We start from the raw sequence: 16,629 nt of genomic DNA on the forward strand, positions 1-16,629 counted from the left end.
TATTTTATGAAAACATCTATTTTCAATAAGGTTTATCTGCATCAAATATTGTTGCCTGGCACTTATTTATAGCCAAAACAACAGCCACATTTTATAAGGCTTTAAACCTAAACCTTATCACTTAACCGCTTCGGTTTTAAAAGCGCAATTGTCTATTCTATTTATATTTTATCAAACATCTAAATGAAAACATCTATTTTAAAAAGAATCACTTTATCATTTTTCGGTATCGCGCTTTTAGCGGGCATTTCATCATGCAGCAAAAAGAACGACGGCCCTACTACACCTACCTCCAAAGGCAAAACAGCCAAATTTACGGTAACCGTTAAAGGTGCACCTTCATCGGCCTATATCTCATTTGTTATGGCTGGTGTGGCTACAGATCCATCAAACACAACAGTTTGGAAAGTAAACGGAACTACGCAAAGCAATGAACAAGCTGTTAGCCTGGGTGCTAATAAATTTACAAGCACTACGCAAACCTATGTTATTGAATCGGTAACACCGTTACAGGCTATCAGTGTTGGCGTACAATGCCTTAGCCCTGCAAATGTAGCCTACACCATTAGTTACAAGGCCGAAATTAATGGTGAGGTAAAAGCCGATAATCAAAACGTAGCGGTAACCAAAGATGCCGACTTTACCCACGATTATACTTATTAATAATACCCCTATAATCTAAATCTTATCAAGTTAAGATAACGACATGAAACTAAAACATTGTGTAATTTTTGCCAGGTATGTATTATTCCTGGCAATTTTTTCATTACCGGTAACTTCTGCATTGGCGCAATATAAAGAGCCAGAGGAGAAAGAGAAAATTGACGTTTCGTATCCCGAAGCCCCTTTCGATTCACTGCAGGCTAAAAAGATGCTGGCCAGGGGCACAGGTACCATAAAAGGGGTGGCCTTTACTAAAATAAAAAACAGCCTTGGTTTTAGCCCGCTGATGGCTAAGCGCATTTATGCCAACAAAATTAAGGTGGTATTGCTGCCTGTTACTCCATATTTTGAGGAATGGTATAAGTTGAGAGACAAGAAAGAGAACCTTAAAAAGAAACGGTACGTTTACCTAAGCGACGATGCATACAGGTACCGCCTTGAAGCGATCACCAACAGCGAAGGCAAATTTACCTTCCCCGAAATGAAGCCCGGAAAATATTTTCTGCAGGGGCTGCTGGGCTACACCACCACAGGCTCATACGATGAGTACACCGGTTCGGGTTATACCACTGGAGGTTATACTACAGATTATTACCAACGAAATCAATATTCCATAGCGCACGAAGACCGTATTGAAACATTTGTTGAAGTGAAAGCGGATGGAGAGTTGGTGAATATTAAGCTGAAATGAAGCTATCCAATTAGCAAAAAGGATGCCTGGCGTGCCAGGTATCCTTTTTTTATAGCTTTTTACGCTTTATTATTCTGCGTCACTCTTTTGTTATTGAGGTATAAATATACCAGATGGTAAAGCATAAAAAAAGTCTCCCATTTTAATGAGAAGCTTCCGAGGACGATTGTGGTTCGAATTTCAAAAAAACTTATTACTGATCTACAAGCAATCGCCAATTTCCGACTAATTACTTATAGTTCAATTATCTAACTATTTAATGCCAATCAATGTATTATCTCTTGCCAATCATTGCAACATCTTATGCCGCTGTACGTAAACTATTATAAATCATATAGATGACTTATAATTGCGAGGAAAGGATCGGAGTGCATTCAATTGCTAAAATCTTTAATGAGGAATTAAGATGGATATTTAGAGAGCAGTCAATAAGTGACTGCGGTATTGATGCTTATGTTGAGATAACGAGAACCGGCTTTAAAACAGGATGCTTTACACCAACAGGGAAATTAATTGCTATTCAGATAAAATCCGGGCTGAGCTTTTTTAAAGAGGCAAGGGCTGACCATTTTGTCTTTCGCGGCTCAAAAAGGCATTTGGATTACTGGTTGGAGCATTGCATACCTACCATACTGATAATTTACGATAAAGTCACTGGAAATGCTTACTGGCGAGAAGTCAATAGATCCACGATCGTTTTAACTAAAAAGGCTTTTAAAGTTAACATATTCAAACAAAACTTACTAAACCGTTCAAGTAAAGAGGCTTTGACTAACATTGCCTTTTTTAGCAATAAATATCAATACAAGCTTTGGCAAATACAAAGTTCAATAGACGAAATTAAATTATTGATAACTACACCTCTATTTCTGTATATAGAAATAGACGAGATCCCCGGCTCTAATAGTTGCAATATTACGTTATTAGTTACGGATGATGGTCATACAAGTTTCCCCGAAATAATTTATACCGGCAATAATAATAATGCAAATCGCTTTGAATATAGGTTTAAACTTTCGAAAGACAGCAGCTTACGACAAGCGTTAAGCGATACGATACCGTGGGCTGATTTCTTTTTTGGTAATGAAGACTTTACTGACGAAATATTAGCAACGACAATTGCAGACGAAATTTCAAGTTTTAACCAAGACGAATTTAGCCAGGATGTTTTAGAATTAAGAAAACAAAACATTTTTTTTCACTTGGTGTGTTACTTGACCGGCTCTTATTGCTTCCGATTAGACTTGAAGGCCAATAATTTAACGTACGCGTTTCTTGAAATGGAACGCTTTTTGGAGAAAGAACCTATTGTAAGGACACGAGTATGCTACTAAAAAAATATAACAAAAAAAGCCCCCCATTTTCATGAGAGACTTTTGGGTAAATGATGGGGCTCGAACCCACGACCCTCGGTACCACAAACCGATGCTCTAACCAACTGAGCTACATCTACCGTTCAGTTTTCCTTTTTTGCTTATGGCCTGTGTTATAACCATAGCAGTATTTTTAAATAAAAAGCCTCCCATTTCAATGAGAGGCTTCCGGGTAAATGATGGGGCTCGAACCCACGACCCTCGGTACCACAAACCGATGCTCTAACCAACTGAGCTACATCTACCGTTTTTGGAGAGTGCAAAAATAGAAATCTCCCGGGTATTTGCAAACTCTTTTTTAAAATTACATTTAGCTTACCCATTTTATTTAGAACGATTACAGTTAATAGGTAGCTTTGTAACTATGGCTGAGCAACTGATTGAACTGAATGTAACCGGCATGCATTGTAATAACTGTGCTATGTCTGTCCATAAATTCCTCGAAAAAAAGGGCTTACATAATATCCTCGTTGATTTTGCCGGCGAAGAAGTAAAATTTTCTACCAGCGATGAAGCCAAACTGCCCGAAGTAATAAAAGGGATAGAAAATTTAGGTTTTAAAGTTGTTGAGGATATTGCAAACCACACTACAGCATTTTACGAGCGGGTGGAGAACAAATTTATCTTCTGCGCAATTTTCACCGCTCCGCTGTTACTGCATATGCTATTTCCATGGCATTTTCTACATCAGCCCATTGTTCAATTGCTTTTATGCCTGCCCGTATTTACTGTTGGATGCCTGCATTTTGGTAAAAGCGCTATAAGTTCAATTAAAGGCGGCATCCCCAATATGGATGTATTGATTTTTGTTGGATCAACCTCGGCTTTTGTGTATAGTCTTATCGGTACTATCCAAAACCTTGGTCCGCAGTACCAGTTTTACGAAACCTGCGCCACTATTATAACCTTGGTGCTATTGGGTAACGTGTTCGAGAAACGATCGGTAAATCAAACCACATCAGCAGTAAAAGACCTGATCAAATTTCAGCAGGTAAAAGCAAACCGGGTTATCAATGGCAGTACCGAAGTAATTGATGCGCGTGACGTGCGACCAGGCGATACGCTTTTAGTAAACCAGGGCGATAAAGTACCTGTTGATGGCGAGATCCTGTTTGGCGATGGTTCAGTAGATGAAGCCATGCTAACCGGCGAAAGTATCCCGGTAGATAAACAAAAATATGATAAGGTTATTGGCGGTACCATTTTGGTTAATGGCAACTTCCATATGCTGGCCACCAAGGTTGGCTCAAATACCATCCTGGCGCAAATTATCGATCTGATGAAAAAGGCGCAGGCGGCCAAACCTCCCGTACAAAAACTGGGCGATAAAGTAGCCTCAATATTTGTACCGGCTGTGATATTGATAGCCCTCATTACTTTTATGCTTACTTATTTTGTGGGCCAGGCCGGTTTACAGCACGCTATTATGAATGCCATTGCTGTATTGGTGATCTCTTGCCCTTGTGCCATGGGTTTGGCCACGCCAACCGCGGTTATGGTCGGCCTTGGACGGGCTGCCAAAAACGGCATCCTGGTAAAAGGTGGCGACACTATCGAGGCAGTTACTAACACCAAATACGTGGTGTTTGATAAAACAGGTACGCTCACTACGGGCAAGTTCACCGTAAACGAGATCAGCATTGAAGATGGTGCCGATATCGAGCAGATCAGGGGAATGATCACCGCTATTGAAGAACGCTCTAATCACCCGATAGCCAAATCATTGGTGCATGGCTTAAAAAGCCTTCCCCAGCAAAAACTCATCCTGAAAACGGTTAAAGAAGAAAAAGGCTTAGGCATGCGTGCCGAAGATATTAATGGCAACCATTATTTTTTAGGCACTGCCAAAACCAACAACGGTCATTTCAACCTGGCTTTATATAAAAACCAGGTTTTAATGGCCAAAATTGCGGTAGATGACCAGATAAAGCCCGAAGCAGAATCGCTCATAGCCCAGCTTAAAAAAATGGGCATGACACCAGTGCTGCTAAGTGGCGATAAAAAAGACCGATGCGTTAGTGTAGCCAATAAATTAGGCATCACCGAGATCCAATCAGAAAAACTGCCCGACGAAAAGCTTACCGTTATTGACGTTTATAAAAAGAAGGGCAAAACCATTATGATAGGCGATGGCATTAACGATGCCCCTGCCCTAACCCATGCCGATGTTGGCATCTCCATGAATGATGCCAGCCAGGTAGCCATTCAATCGGCCAGTGTGGTACTGCTCAATACCGATCTTAACTCAATAGTCAAATTTCTGCAGATCAGCAGACATACCTTGCTTACCATCAAACAAAACCTTTTCTGGGCCTTCGCTTACAATATTATCGCTATCCCAATAGCCGCTATGGGCTTTCTTAACCCCATGGTTGGCGCACTCACCATGGCATTTTCGGATGTGGTGGTAATCGGTAACTCGTTGAGGTTGAAAATAAAGAAGATCAGCCCTCCTGCCCCCTGAAGGTTTTTTTTAATCCCGTTCCTTTTCCAAACTATTTATTGGTTCCCTCTTTAGGGGCTTAGCAGGCTTTAGTATATTTGCCAAATGATCGAAATCTTTACAGACGGGGCTTCAAGCGGTAACCCGGGACCGGGTGGATATGGTGTTATTTTGCGTTCGGGACAGCATTATAAAGAGCTATCCGAAGGTTTTCGCAAAACCACCAATAACCGTATGGAACTGCTGGCTGTAATAAAAGGACTGGAAGCGATCAAAGCTCCCGGCCAGGATGTGATCATTTTTTCCGATTCTAAATACGTTATTGATTCAATCGAAAAACGCTGGCTTAACGGCTGGGTAACCAAAGGTTTCGCGGGTAAAAAAAATAAAGACCTGTGGATGCGTTATCTCGCCATCAGCAAACTACACAAAATCAAATTTAACTGGGTCCGCGGCCACAATGGGCACCCCGAAAATGAACGTTGCGATCAGTTGGCGGTTGCAGCCGGTAAACGTGCGCCGTTATTGATAGATTCTGTTTTTGAGGCCGAAAATGCAAAGGCTGGGATGGTGTAAATGGAACAACATAACTATATTTATTATTCCTTATCAAATACATTAGGAAATTCTTCAATTTCTTTTCTTAAATTTCTCATATGAATGCTGATTTTTTAGAAAATTATTCTCTGTTTAGAAGATTTACTTTTAACGTGCCTGACACTTTAGATAGGCTACCTCATGTTCCTATCCACATGTTTTGTTCGATTTGCAAATCAGAACAAACGTTTAATATGATTAATAGATATCATGAGTTTTTCAACTATTCAAATGCACCTTCCGCTAACGCTAAACTTCGGCTTGTGTATCAATGTCAATCCTGTAAAAAATTTGAAAGACTATTTTTTGTTTATATAGACCCACATCTTAAATATGCCTATAAAATAGGGCAATATCCTGAATGGGAAATAAAAATTGAAAAGCAAATCGAAAAAGCGCTTGGGAAACATTCAACCAATTTCAGGAAGGGCTTGGTGTGTGAATCGCAGGCTTATGGTATCGGTGCATTTGCCTATTACAGAAGAATTATAGAAGAAATCATTGACGAATTGCTGGAATCGATTTCTGACATTATTCCGAATGAAGATAAAGAGAAATATAATTTGGCTCTTGAGCAAACAAAAAAAACGAGAGTAACTCAAGATAAAATAGAAATAATAAAAGATTTATTGCCAGCCATTTTAAAGCCAAACGGAGTTAACCCACTTGGGGTATTACATAGTGAATTGAGTGAAGGAATACACAATCTATCAGACGCTGATTGCTTAGAGCGTGCAGAACATATCAAAAATGTTTTGATTTTCTTGCTCAACCAAATCATTCACACGAAAAATTCAGCCTCCGCTTTTTCTGAAAGCATGAAAAAACTATTAGATAGGCGGGGAAAACAGTCTCTATAGAATTATACCACCATTCACTACCCCACCAACTCAATCACCTGCAAATCCTGAATTTTATCGCCATCAATATTAAAACGCATCAGGGTTTGCACTTTGTGCCAACCTTGTTTCCCTGCTGCGCCGGGGTTAAGGTGCAGGCAGCCGATGGTTTTATCAAACATCACTTTTAAAATATGCGAGTGCCCGGTGATGAATAGCTTAGGGGGATTCAAATAGATCTCTTTTTTTACCGCCGGGGCGTACTTACCAGGATAGCCGCCAATATGCGTCATCCATACATCCACCTCCTCACATTTAAAGCGTAGATGCTCGGGGTAAACCGTACGTACATCCTTATCATCAATATTGCCGTAAACGCCTTTTAATGGCTTAAACGCGGCAAGCTGATCTGCCAGTTCGAGCGTGCCAAAATCGCCGGCATGCCAAATCTCATCACAGTTTTCAAAATGTTTAAAAACGGCGTCGTCAAGGTAACTGTGGGTGTCGGAGATCAGGCCAATGCGGGTCATAAGGATGATTGTTTTGCGATTGGCAAATATAAGCGAGGTTTAAAATATCGTCAGGAAATCTTTTAACAGTTTCTGGTATTTGGTGTTGTAAACTTTATGCCCATCGTAAATGGTAAGTTCATCAGCAATAACAGGTGTTTCCTGCATTCCAAAACTTAATATTTCGCGGTGAGGAACATCGGTGCTGAACGAACGAATAGTTATAATTCTTTGCAGATGCAGATCATGTTGCCCTGCTATGGCTTTAACCAGCCCGGCAGTGTCAACAGGCAATATCAGCCAAAATGATCCACCATCTTTAAGCCGTTTGGATACCTCAGTCACCATCAACTCAAAAAAACCTTTCGGCGCGTGTTTTGCCAAATTCAACTTCTCGCCCGGCGACTGTAGCGAGTTAATATAAAATGGTGGGTTGGAAACAATTAGATCGTATTTTTTTTCGGGGTATTGATTAAAATATGCCTCAAACCCTATCGGGAATATTTTAAGCCTATCAACAAAAGGTGAATTTTTAAAATTTTCTGTAGCTGTTGTGGCTGCGCCTTTATCAATCTCAACAGCATCAATACCGGCACCCGCAAAACGCTGGGCAAGCATCAGTGCTATTACGCCGGTTCCCGCGCCAATATCAAGTATGCTTAACGGGTTGTTAGTTGTAGCAGTAGCGCCAAGTAACACGCCATCAGTATTGATCTTCATGGCGCAACCGGTTTGATCAACGCTAAACTGTTTAAAACGAAACATTCCTTTTTTTTAAATTTGGCTTCTGGCTATATTTAAGAACAAGGGCGTTCCCGTTAGCCAACGGGCGGGCTTTACGCTCCAAGTCCTCGCCTTTCCTTCCCTCAAGCCCAAAGCACGCTCCGGGCTTTCCACTGCAATCCCTAACGCGGCCAGCGCGCAAAACAATTATTAAATATCTACCACTCTTTAGTAGATACTCTTTTCACCTTTTTAACGTCATGATGCTCTACAGAAGAAGCCTTCAGCATATAAGTTTTCAACTTATCCCCTACCTGTTTACTACTAATAAGCACCTGGTTCAGGCAAGTGTTAAAATCAGCTTTTGATAATTTGTCAGAAGCTTTTTCAAGCGCGATATCTTTACCGTGCATAATTTCGGAATTACCATACCGATTACGCTGATAAGGCTGGTATACAAAATCGGTAAGCCAATAGCGATACTTATTATCCCTTACCTCTACTTTAATAGTATAAGCAAGCTCGCCACCTTCGCTATTGCCTCCAAAAAAGTTCTTTTTATTGATCACAAAAACACCGGCTCCGTTAAGCGCATTGCCGCTTTTATCGGCCTTTACCAACTTAAGCTCCTTCTTAGTGTAAGCCTTGGTTAAAAAAGATAAAGCCCTGTCGTAAAGCGTATCAGCTACAGCGCCAGACTGGTCGGCGGTTTTATAATAGATGTATTTATTGTTCTCATCAAGCGCTAACGAATCTTTCTGAGCGAACGCGCTTACCGAAAAAAGCAGACCAGCAAAAGCAAATAGTATTTTTTTCATGTACCAAATATAAAAAAGCCGTTCTGGTTTTAAGCAGAACGGCCTGTGATAAAAATAAGTTTCGGTAATTGAACTTCTTATTAGAAAGCGTAAACAGCAGCCACAACAAACTGACCGGCTGATTTTGACGCGTTACCAGAGTGGTTCAGGAACGACTCTGATGAGCCTTTATCTAACCTAACCTCTGGCATAAAAGTAAGCGGACCAGATTTGATAGCAGCGGTTAAAGTTAAAGCAGTTACGTTTTCGCCCGGAGGAGGGCCAAATGTTTCAAGCGCGCCTTTTTTAGTTTTAAAATACTCGCCCCTTAAACCAAAAGTAACAGCTTTTGAAACAGCTAACTGCGGATATAAAGCCACGCCACTGAAGCCACCACCGTTATCAGGTGCTGAATAAGTAGCGCCGTTTAAACCCAGTTTAAAGGCATCGCTAATTTGGTAAGCAGTAGTTAAATCAACTTCGGTACCCGATGTAGTTCCTGTAGCAAGGTTAAGGTAGGCTGTCCAACCTTTTACAGGCGATACAAATAACTGCGAGCCGAAAGTGTTAACCTGTTTTGTAGAAGTATAGTTATTCCAGCTATCATTAAAGATACCAGCCATTAAGCTCACTTTATCGCTAAAGGCATAAGTAAACTTCAAACCCGGATTTTGGAACGGGCCATTAGTAAACAAATACGAAGTTGAGTAATTGAAGTTACCTACAGGGCTAATAACCTCGTAACCAATAAATGTAGCCATATAACCACCGGTAACATTCAATTTATCGGTAATATCATATGATACATATAAATTTTGAATGTGGAAAGAATCGCCATTTGGCCCGTTAGGGATTGACTGAGCCTGACCGCGGGGACCAAAAGAAAGCTCGCCAACAAATGAAGCTTTACCTACTTTTTTCTTTAAACCCAAATCAAGCATACCAATTGATATTGAATTATGATCGCTTGCAAAACTGGTAGGGATCTGCGAACCCCTGTTTGCAAAATCATATTTATAATACGCATCTGCCGAACCGTAGATAACCAACGGGGCATCAGATGTGGTTTTTACCGTGTCCTGGGCCTTCACCGTAAAAGCCGCAATTGAAAAGAATGATAAGAGTAAAAATACTTTTTTCATGATAACGTGTAAATTGTGAATGGATAAACTATTTGTTAATTGTTGTTTTTTTGGGGATAAAGCACTGTAATTTATTTATTATCAACGCCTTGCAGTTACCGGGATCGTTTATGTATCGGCATAAAAAATCCCTGTACGGTTGGCACGTTCATTTAAAGTTTTAAGTCATCAGTTTTTAGCTCTAAGTCAACAAATAAACTTTTGACTTTAAACTCAGCACTACTGACTTAGTACTACCACTTACCAACCGCACAAGGCATCAAATATTTTTGTTAAGCTGTAAAGCTTATCAGGTATTAAGCTTCAGAGGCAACTTTAGCACCTTTATCAAAAAGGCCGCTTAAGCTGATCTCATCATCCTGAACAGGGTAAACTTCAATACCGTGATCAAACACGTCGATACCACCGGCACCGGTTTCACCATGCTCTTCGATACGCAATTTCCATGGATGACCTAATTTGTTGATCACAAACATCATGGCATAAGAAATCACAAATACAGCAAGCGTGATAGTTAAGCTACCGATCAATTGAGCTTTCAATACATCAAAGCCACCACCGTAGAATAAACCAGTTACAGGAGCAGAGTTATCGGCACCGGTTGGGCCAGTAGCACCATATTGGCCAGAAGCGAATAAACCTAATGAGATAGTACCCCAGATACCGTTAAAGCCGTGTACAGAAACTGCGCCAACCGGATCGTCGATACGGAACCACTCTACCAGGTAAACACCACCGAAGATGATGAAACCAGAGATAGCACCCAAACCGAGCGCACCAAGCGGGCTAACCCAGTAACAAGGGCAGGTAATAGCAACCAAACCTGCAAGGAAACCATTAATTGTAAAGGCTAAGTCGAACTTGCCTTTTGTTGGGCCAAACCATAAAGCGGCAAGCATAGCGGTGAAACCACCGGCACAAGCAGCCAAAGTAGTGTTAGCAGCAACACGGCCAATACCCTGCATATCCATTGCTGACAATGTTGAACCAGGGTTAAAACCGTACCAACCAAACCAAAGTAAAAAACCACCTACAGCAGCAACCAATAAGTTGTGACCGGCAGGCAATCCGCCTTTTTCTTTATCATCACGGGCAAAGATCCTACCCAACCGTGGGCCTAACACCATTGCACCTGCCAACGAAGCTACACCACCGATGGTGTGTACTACTGTTGAGCCTGCGAAGTCGCGGAAAGGCTGAGCACTGATTGATTTGAAGAAACCAGAAGTTCCCATTGTAGCAAGGAAACCATCCGGACCCCAGGCCCAGTGACCGATGATAGGATAGATAAAGCCGGTAATACCGATACTGTAAAGGATATCGCCACGGAAGCTGGTACGACCGATCATAGCGCCCGATACGATAGTTGAGCAGGTATCAGCAAAAGCGTACTGGAAAATCCAGTGTGCCAATACCGGGATACCGGTTGAACCGTAAGTTTCGGGAGTGTTTTGAAGGAAGAACCAGTTTTTGCCATCAGCACCCCAGCCAATAAAGCCGTTGCCGTTGCCAAACATAAAGGCGTAACCTATGGCGTAGAAAAGTAAGCCACAAAGACATGTATCAAAAATACACTCCATAAGCACGTTCACTGTTTCGCGTTTGCGTGCAAAACCAGCCTCAAGCATTACGAAACCTGCCTGCATACCAAATACTAAAAAGGCAGCAACCAGTGTCCAAACAGTATTAACTGTGTTAATTAATGCTGTTTCGTGGGCGGTATATGTTTCAGCAGCGTTAGCCTTTGTGCCGAACATACCAGGTAAAACCATCATTGCCGCAAATACCAGCAACAGGCCAATCATTTTTCCTGTAAAAATGGTTGCGCCCAGCGCCCATTTTTCGCGTGTCAGCTGTCGGACTGAACTTAGGAAGTTGTGTTTTGTAGAACCTACTTTCATCGTTTAATTTAGTTTGATTGTTTTTTAAAAATTAATTAGTTTGATTGTTGTATATAAATTTAGTTTGATTGCTATTTAGGCTTCACAAAAACACCTTTTCTCTCTAATCGCTGGTTTTACGGTTCAATTATTTCATTTTTTTTATAAAAAACTCAATAATTGGAGTGTTTTTGTAAATTATTTTCTGAAATTATGTATCATTTTTAACAATAACAAATTATTAATGATAATTTAATGGTAAAAAATCGAAAAATTATGAAAATTGCAAAATCAGAGACCTTACAGTACCATTTTTTGAGTATTTGAAAATGATATTTTCAGAAAAATTTCAAAATACTTATTAAAAAATTTAAAAAACTTACTTTTTTAAAGACCAAATACCATTTTTATCTATTTTTAATCATAAAAACAGGCAAATCACCATAAAAAACAAGCTTTTTATCGTTTTAAGTAAAACTTTAACGCGAATTGATCATTTTAGAGCTACAAACCTTCCTTTTTACTGTTATTAGGCATAATGTTATATTTAACTTAATTTTGCCCCGTATTTTAAAGGATAGTTATAATTTTGACCACTAACCTTTATTTAAACCTCAATAAAATATGTCCAACATCAGATTTAAAGCATTACAGGATGTACTTTCACGAACTATACCTGAAGTAAAGCCACCTTCACCAAAAATTTCTGACTATTTCGGGTCAAATGTTTTCGATAAAAAGAAAATGAAGGAATATTTATCGTCAGAAGCCTACCAGGGAATAGTAAACTCGATTGAAAAGGGCGAACCAATCCCCCGCGACCTGGCAGAACAGATCGCTTCGGCCATGAAAGCCTGGGCTTTAGGTAAAGGAGCTACACATTATACACACTGGTTTCAGCCATTAACCGGCACCACAGCCGAAAAGCACGACGCCTTTTTTGAACCAACTGCCGATGGCGGCGCTATCGAACGCTTTTCGGGTGATGCATTGGCCCAGCAAGAGCCGGATGCATCAAGCTTCCCGAGCGGCGGCATCCGCAATACTTTCGAAGCCCGTGGCTATACCGCCTGGGATCCTTCATCCCCTGCCTTTTTAATGGCGCGTACCTTATGTATCCCTACCGTATTTGTATCATACACCGGCGAAGCTTTAGATTATAAGGTACCTTTATTAAAGGCGTTAAATGTTTTGGATAAAGCAGCGGTTGATGTTTGCCACTACTTTGATAAAGGTGTTGAAAAAGTAAACGCTTCATTAGGTATTGAGCAGGAATACTTTTTGGTCGATCTGGCCTTATTTAATGCCCGTCCGGATCTTTATTTAACCGGCAGGACCTTATTCGGTCACATGTCGGCAAAAAACCAGCAATTAGAGGACCATTACTTTGGTTCGATTCCCGAGCGCGTGTATGCCTACATGCAGGATATGGAAGCTGAAGCTTTACAGTTAGGTATCCCGCTTAAAACCCGCCATAACGAGGTTGCACCATCGCAGTTTGAGTGCGCACCTATATATGAAGAGATCAACCTGGCCATAGACCATAACCAACTGTTAATGGATTTGATGGACCGTGTTGCCAAACGCCATAACTTTAAAGTATTACTGCACGAGAAACCTTATGCAGGCTTGAACGGTTCGGGCAAGCACAATAACTGGTCGCTAATTACTAATACAGGCAAAAATCTGCTATCGCCAGGCAAAACGCCAAAAAACAACCTGATGTTCCTTACCTTTTTTGTGAATACCATAAAAGCGGTTCACGAACATGCAGATCTGTTAAGGGCATCTATCGCTTCGGTAAATAACGATCACCGTTTGGGTGCAAACGAAGCTCCTCCGGCAATTATATCTATCTTTTTGGGTAGCCAGCTAAGTGATGTTTTGGATGAGATCGAAACCTCACGCATAAGCAAAAAGATCAAGGAAGACAACATGCTATGGCAGGGTATCCCGAAGATCCCACAGATCTTACCTGACAATACCGACCGTAACCGCACCTCCCCTTTTGCCTTTACCGGTAATAAGTTTGAGTTGCGTGCAGTAGGTTCGTCAGCCAACTCGGCCAGCCCGATGACCATCCTTAATCTCATCGTAGCCGATCAGCTTAAAAAATTCAAGTACGATGTAGATAAACTGATGAAAAAAGGCGAGAAAAAAGACCTTGCCTTATTAATGGTGATCAAAAAATACATCAAAGAATCAAAAAGCATCCGTTTTGAGGGTAATGGCTACAGCGAAGAATGGGAAAAAGAAGCAGCCGTACGTGGTTTATCAAACGTTAAAACCACTCCAAAAGCGTTAGATGCGCTGATCAACGATAAAGCAGAGCATCTATTTGCGGAAACTGGCGTATTCAGTGTGCGTGAAGCCCATGCCCGCCACGAAATCTTACTGGATGCCTTCTATAAAAAACTACAGATAGAAGCCCGCGTAATTGGCGAACTGGTAATGAATGTGATCATCCCATCAGCTATCTCTTATCAAAGCAAATTGATAGAAAATGTTAAAGGCTTAAAAGATATCGGCCTGGATAAATCAACTTACGAATCGCAGCTGGATATCATTAACCGTATCTCCGAGCACGTAAACTTCATTAAAACCAATACCGAGCAAATGGTTAATGAACGTAAAAAAGCCAACGTGATCGACGATATCCGCCAACGCGCTATTGATTATGATGAAAAGGTAAAATCATTTTTCCAACCTATCCGCTACCATGTTGATAAACTGGAACAACTGGTTGATGATAGCTTATGGCCGCTGCCTAAGTTTAGGGAGTTGTTGTTTATAAAATAAAGACTCGTTAAAAAACGAAAGCCGCTAATTGCAAAGTTAGCGGCTTTTTTGTTTATGTACAGTTCCCATCACGTCATTGCGAGTAATAAAAGCCGAGGCCGGTGAAGAGATATGACATTTTTCCCATTTGTCATACTGAGGCACGAAGCATCTTCTTCGCCCTGTATAGCGGCCATACTTGGTGAAGAAGATCCTTCGCTATCGCTCAGGATCACAACCCTTTTTTAACTTGTTATGGGTAGGTACGAAGCAATGACGGGAGGAGCCCCCCCCTCTATACAAACAAATCACTCGCCCTATGCTGCTCAATAATCACCTCACGGTATTTACTCAGCAAGGCTGATTTGGAGATAAACCCAATAAAAATATCATGCTTAACAACCGGTAATTGCCAAACATCAATAGCATCAAAAGTATCCATAACGCTGCTGGCCGGCTGATCATAATCAATGAGCATGGGCGGCGCAACCATAATATCGGCAATAGTACTATCAGCAATTTCACGGTTAAATAAGCGGCGGCGGATATCGTCAATCAACACCACTCCTTCCAATTGCCCGTCTTCTTTTAATACCGGAAAAATATTGGTATCAGTTTTAGCCAGTATCTTATAAAAATCCGCAACTGTAGTGCTTTTATCTACCGGGGTAAACTTCCTGTTGATGATGCTATCCAGGGTAAAGCTGTTCAACATGCTGTAATCCTGCCCTGGATGAATGTTATTTTCATGAATAAGATGGCTCCAGTACATATTATGCGGCGCATAATAGCGGGATATGATGTAGGATATAGCCGATACGATCATGAGCGGAATAAACAGAACATAACCACCCGTAATTTCGGCAATCAAAAATATAGCGGTGAGGGGTGCGTGCAATACACCAGCCAAAGCCCCCGCCATGCCCACGGCGATAAAATTACTGGTGTTTAAATGGATAAGTCCGGTTTGATTAACGCCATACGCCACAAGTAAACCTAAAAATGCCCCGGTAAACATTGTTGGCGCGAAAGTACCGCCGTTACCGCCCGAACCGATGGTAATACCAGCGGCAATGATCTTCATAAAAACCAACACCGCTATAAATAACAACATCACCCAGGGATTATCAAGTAGATTGGCAAACAGGGTTTCCTCTTTCAGTACATGAATATTGCCATTCAATATAGCCGTGAGATAATGATATCCTTCGCCAAACAACTGCGGAAATACCATAATGATCAAGCCTAAAATAACGCCACCCGCTATAGCACGCACATAACGGTTTTGTTTTTTAAAGATCCCGCCTTCCAGGTTACCACCTACTTTGGCTATGTATATTGAAATCCAGCCGCTAAACAAGCCTAAAACAATATAAAACGGCAAAGCTCCCATAACCCAGCCCTCAGTTACCAAATGGAATAATTGCCCGGAGTATAAAGCTTTGGATACCACTACCCCGGTGGCCGATGCTATTAATAAAGGTATAAACGTGGGGATGGTGATCTCGCCAATTAAAATCTCAAGCGAAAACAGCACCCCGGCAATTGGGCTATTGAACACGGCAGCGATGCCTGCTGAAGCGCCCGCCGCCAACAGTACGGTTTTCTCGTACGGTGTAAGTTTAAAAAACTTGCCCAGGTTTGAGCCTATAGCTGCTCCGGTACAAACAATAGGAGCCTCCAAACCAGATGAACCGCCAAAACCAACAGTTAACGAACTGGTGATGAGATGCGAATAAAGATTATTAAACTTGATATTGGAGCGGTTCTTTTTAATGTTGATAAGGATCTTACCTATCCCCTTTTCAATTTTATCACGGTTAACAATATGCTGATAAGCTACTGTTAAAAAGATGCCGATAGCCGGTAAAAAAACGTAAGCAATGTGATAGTACAGGTGCGACGATATGTTACGACTAACATCTTCCATAAAATGAACCAGGAACTTAAGTGCTACGGCAGCAAGGCCGCCAATTAAACCAACAACAACACTACAATAAATTAAAAAGTTGCGTTGGCTGTTACGCTTTAGCCGCCAGCGGTTTATTTTGAAAGAAAGCGTTTTTAACATCATCAGAAGTAGCTACTAAACCCGGTTGATGAAGGGATATCAACGCGAATTGTTTTACAGATCGGGTAAAAATGCAGGCTAGATAATATAAATCAGCCCACGTTTGCAAAGTAACGGTTTTTT

General features: G+C 41.1%; 13 protein-coding genes and 2 tRNA genes. 7 read left to right on the top strand and 8 right to left on the bottom strand.

Going from position 1 to position 16,629, the window contains the following annotated elements:
- The first annotated feature begins 183 nt into the window (after nt 1-183).
- The 3 genes from AAFN85_RS28545 (at nt 184) to AAFN85_RS28555 (ending at nt 2,688) form a co-directional block, all read left to right on the top strand.
- Nucleotides 184-663, top strand: coding sequence for a hypothetical protein (locus tag AAFN85_RS28545; protein WP_347531382.1), 480 nt, complete (start codon nt 184-186; stop codon nt 661-663).
- Nucleotides 664-706: 43 nt separating this feature from the next.
- Nucleotides 707-1,354: a hypothetical protein gene (locus AAFN85_RS28550; RefSeq protein WP_347531383.1), complete on the top strand. Its 648-nt coding sequence runs from the start codon at nt 707-709 to the stop codon at nt 1,352-1,354.
- Nucleotides 1,355-1,692: 338 nt separating this feature from the next.
- Entirely contained in the window at nt 1,693-2,688 is a 996-nt protein-coding gene (locus AAFN85_RS28555) for a DUF4365 domain-containing protein (RefSeq protein WP_347531384.1), read from the top strand.
- Between the two features lie 45 nt (nt 2,689-2,733).
- Here AAFN85_RS28555 and AAFN85_RS28560 read toward each other — a convergent pair.
- Nucleotides 2,734-2,807, bottom strand: a tRNA-His gene (locus tag AAFN85_RS28560).
- A 91-nt stretch (nt 2,808-2,898) separates the two neighbouring features.
- Nucleotides 2,899-2,972, bottom strand: a tRNA-His gene (locus tag AAFN85_RS28565).
- Nucleotides 2,973-3,091: 119 nt separating this feature from the next.
- Here AAFN85_RS28565 and AAFN85_RS28570 point away from each other — a divergent pair.
- From AAFN85_RS28570 to AAFN85_RS28580, 3 genes are all read left to right on the top strand, one after another.
- The gene (locus AAFN85_RS28570; protein WP_347531385.1) at nt 3,092-5,191 is read left to right on the top strand and encodes a cation-translocating P-type ATPase; all 2,100 of its coding nucleotides are present in this window, start codon (nt 3,092-3,094) and stop codon (nt 5,189-5,191) included.
- An 84-nt stretch (nt 5,192-5,275) separates the two neighbouring features.
- Complete coding sequence (gene rnhA, locus AAFN85_RS28575; RefSeq protein ID WP_347531386.1) at nt 5,276-5,746, top strand: ribonuclease HI; 471 nt, start codon at nt 5,276-5,278, stop codon at nt 5,744-5,746.
- An 80-nt stretch (nt 5,747-5,826) separates the two neighbouring features.
- On the top strand, nt 5,827-6,627 hold the full coding sequence (locus tag AAFN85_RS28580) for a hypothetical protein (protein WP_347531387.1): 801 nt from the start codon (nt 5,827-5,829) through the stop codon (nt 6,625-6,627).
- Nucleotides 6,628-6,644: 17 nt separating this feature from the next.
- Here AAFN85_RS28580 and AAFN85_RS28585 read toward each other — a convergent pair whose 3' ends face one another.
- From AAFN85_RS28585 to AAFN85_RS28605, 5 genes are all read right to left on the bottom strand, one after another.
- Nucleotides 6,645-7,136: a metallophosphoesterase family protein gene (locus AAFN85_RS28585; protein WP_347531388.1), complete on the bottom strand. Its 492-nt coding sequence runs from the start codon at nt 7,134-7,136 to the stop codon at nt 6,645-6,647.
- 39 nt (nt 7,137-7,175) lie between these two features.
- Nucleotides 7,176-7,880, bottom strand: coding sequence for a methyltransferase (locus AAFN85_RS28590; protein ID WP_347531389.1), 705 nt, complete (start codon nt 7,878-7,880; stop codon nt 7,176-7,178).
- 176 nt (nt 7,881-8,056) lie between these two features.
- The gene (locus tag AAFN85_RS28595) at nt 8,057-8,656 is read right to left on the bottom strand and encodes a DUF4468 domain-containing protein (RefSeq protein WP_347531390.1); all 600 of its coding nucleotides are present in this window, start codon (nt 8,654-8,656) and stop codon (nt 8,057-8,059) included.
- A gap of 80 nt (nt 8,657-8,736) precedes the next feature.
- Nucleotides 8,737-9,777: a porin gene (locus AAFN85_RS28600; RefSeq protein ID WP_347531391.1), complete on the bottom strand. Its 1,041-nt coding sequence runs from the start codon at nt 9,775-9,777 to the stop codon at nt 8,737-8,739.
- Nucleotides 9,778-10,073: 296 nt separating this feature from the next.
- Nucleotides 10,074-11,678, bottom strand: a complete 1,605-nt coding sequence (locus tag AAFN85_RS28605; RefSeq protein WP_347531392.1) for an ammonium transporter — start codon at nt 11,676-11,678, stop codon at nt 10,074-10,076.
- 603 nt (nt 11,679-12,281) lie between these two features.
- On the opposite strand from AAFN85_RS28605, the gene AAFN85_RS28610 reads away from it, so the two are divergent.
- A complete protein-coding gene (locus AAFN85_RS28610; RefSeq protein ID WP_347531393.1) occupies nt 12,282-14,456 on the top strand; it encodes a glutamine synthetase III in 2,175 nt (724 codons plus the stop codon).
- 274 nt (nt 14,457-14,730) lie between these two features.
- Here AAFN85_RS28610 and AAFN85_RS28615 read toward each other — a convergent pair whose 3' ends face one another.
- Nucleotides 14,731-16,509 (bottom strand): chloride channel protein, encoded by a 1,779-nt coding sequence (locus tag AAFN85_RS28615; RefSeq protein ID WP_347531394.1) that lies wholly within the window; start codon nt 16,507-16,509, stop codon nt 14,731-14,733.
- Nucleotides 16,510-16,629 lie beyond the last annotated feature (120 nt).

The organism is Mucilaginibacter sp. CAU 1740 (assembly GCF_039839285.1).
Taxonomy (GTDB): domain Bacteria; phylum Bacteroidota; class Bacteroidia; order Sphingobacteriales; family Sphingobacteriaceae; genus Mucilaginibacter.

Coding starts and splice junctions, on each gene's coding strand:
- AAFN85_RS28545 (WP_347531382.1), top strand. CDS start 184: ATGAAAACATCTATTTTAAAAAGAATCACTTTATCATTTTTCGGTATC.
- AAFN85_RS28550 (WP_347531383.1), top strand. CDS start 707: ATGAAACTAAAACATTGTGTAATTTTTGCCAGGTATGTATTATTCCTG.
- AAFN85_RS28555 (WP_347531384.1), top strand. CDS start 1,693: ATGACTTATAATTGCGAGGAAAGGATCGGAGTGCATTCAATTGCTAAA.
- AAFN85_RS28570 (WP_347531385.1), top strand. CDS start 3,092: ATGGCTGAGCAACTGATTGAACTGAATGTAACCGGCATGCATTGTAAT.
- rnhA (WP_347531386.1), top strand. CDS start 5,276: ATGATCGAAATCTTTACAGACGGGGCTTCAAGCGGTAACCCGGGACCG.
- AAFN85_RS28580 (WP_347531387.1), top strand. CDS start 5,827: ATGAATGCTGATTTTTTAGAAAATTATTCTCTGTTTAGAAGATTTACT.
- AAFN85_RS28585 (WP_347531388.1), bottom strand. CDS start 7,136: ATGACCCGCATTGGCCTGATCTCCGACACCCACAGTTACCTTGACGAC.
- AAFN85_RS28590 (WP_347531389.1), bottom strand. CDS start 7,880: ATGTTTCGTTTTAAACAGTTTAGCGTTGATCAAACCGGTTGCGCCATG.
- AAFN85_RS28595 (WP_347531390.1), bottom strand. CDS start 8,656: ATGAAAAAAATACTATTTGCTTTTGCTGGTCTGCTTTTTTCGGTAAGC.
- AAFN85_RS28600 (WP_347531391.1), bottom strand. CDS start 9,777: ATGAAAAAAGTATTTTTACTCTTATCATTCTTTTCAATTGCGGCTTTT.
- AAFN85_RS28605 (WP_347531392.1), bottom strand. CDS start 11,678: ATGAAAGTAGGTTCTACAAAACACAACTTCCTAAGTTCAGTCCGACAG.
- AAFN85_RS28610 (WP_347531393.1), top strand. CDS start 12,282: ATGTCCAACATCAGATTTAAAGCATTACAGGATGTACTTTCACGAACT.
- AAFN85_RS28615 (WP_347531394.1), bottom strand. CDS start 16,509: ATGATGTTAAAAACGCTTTCTTTCAAAATAAACCGCTGGCGGCTAAAG.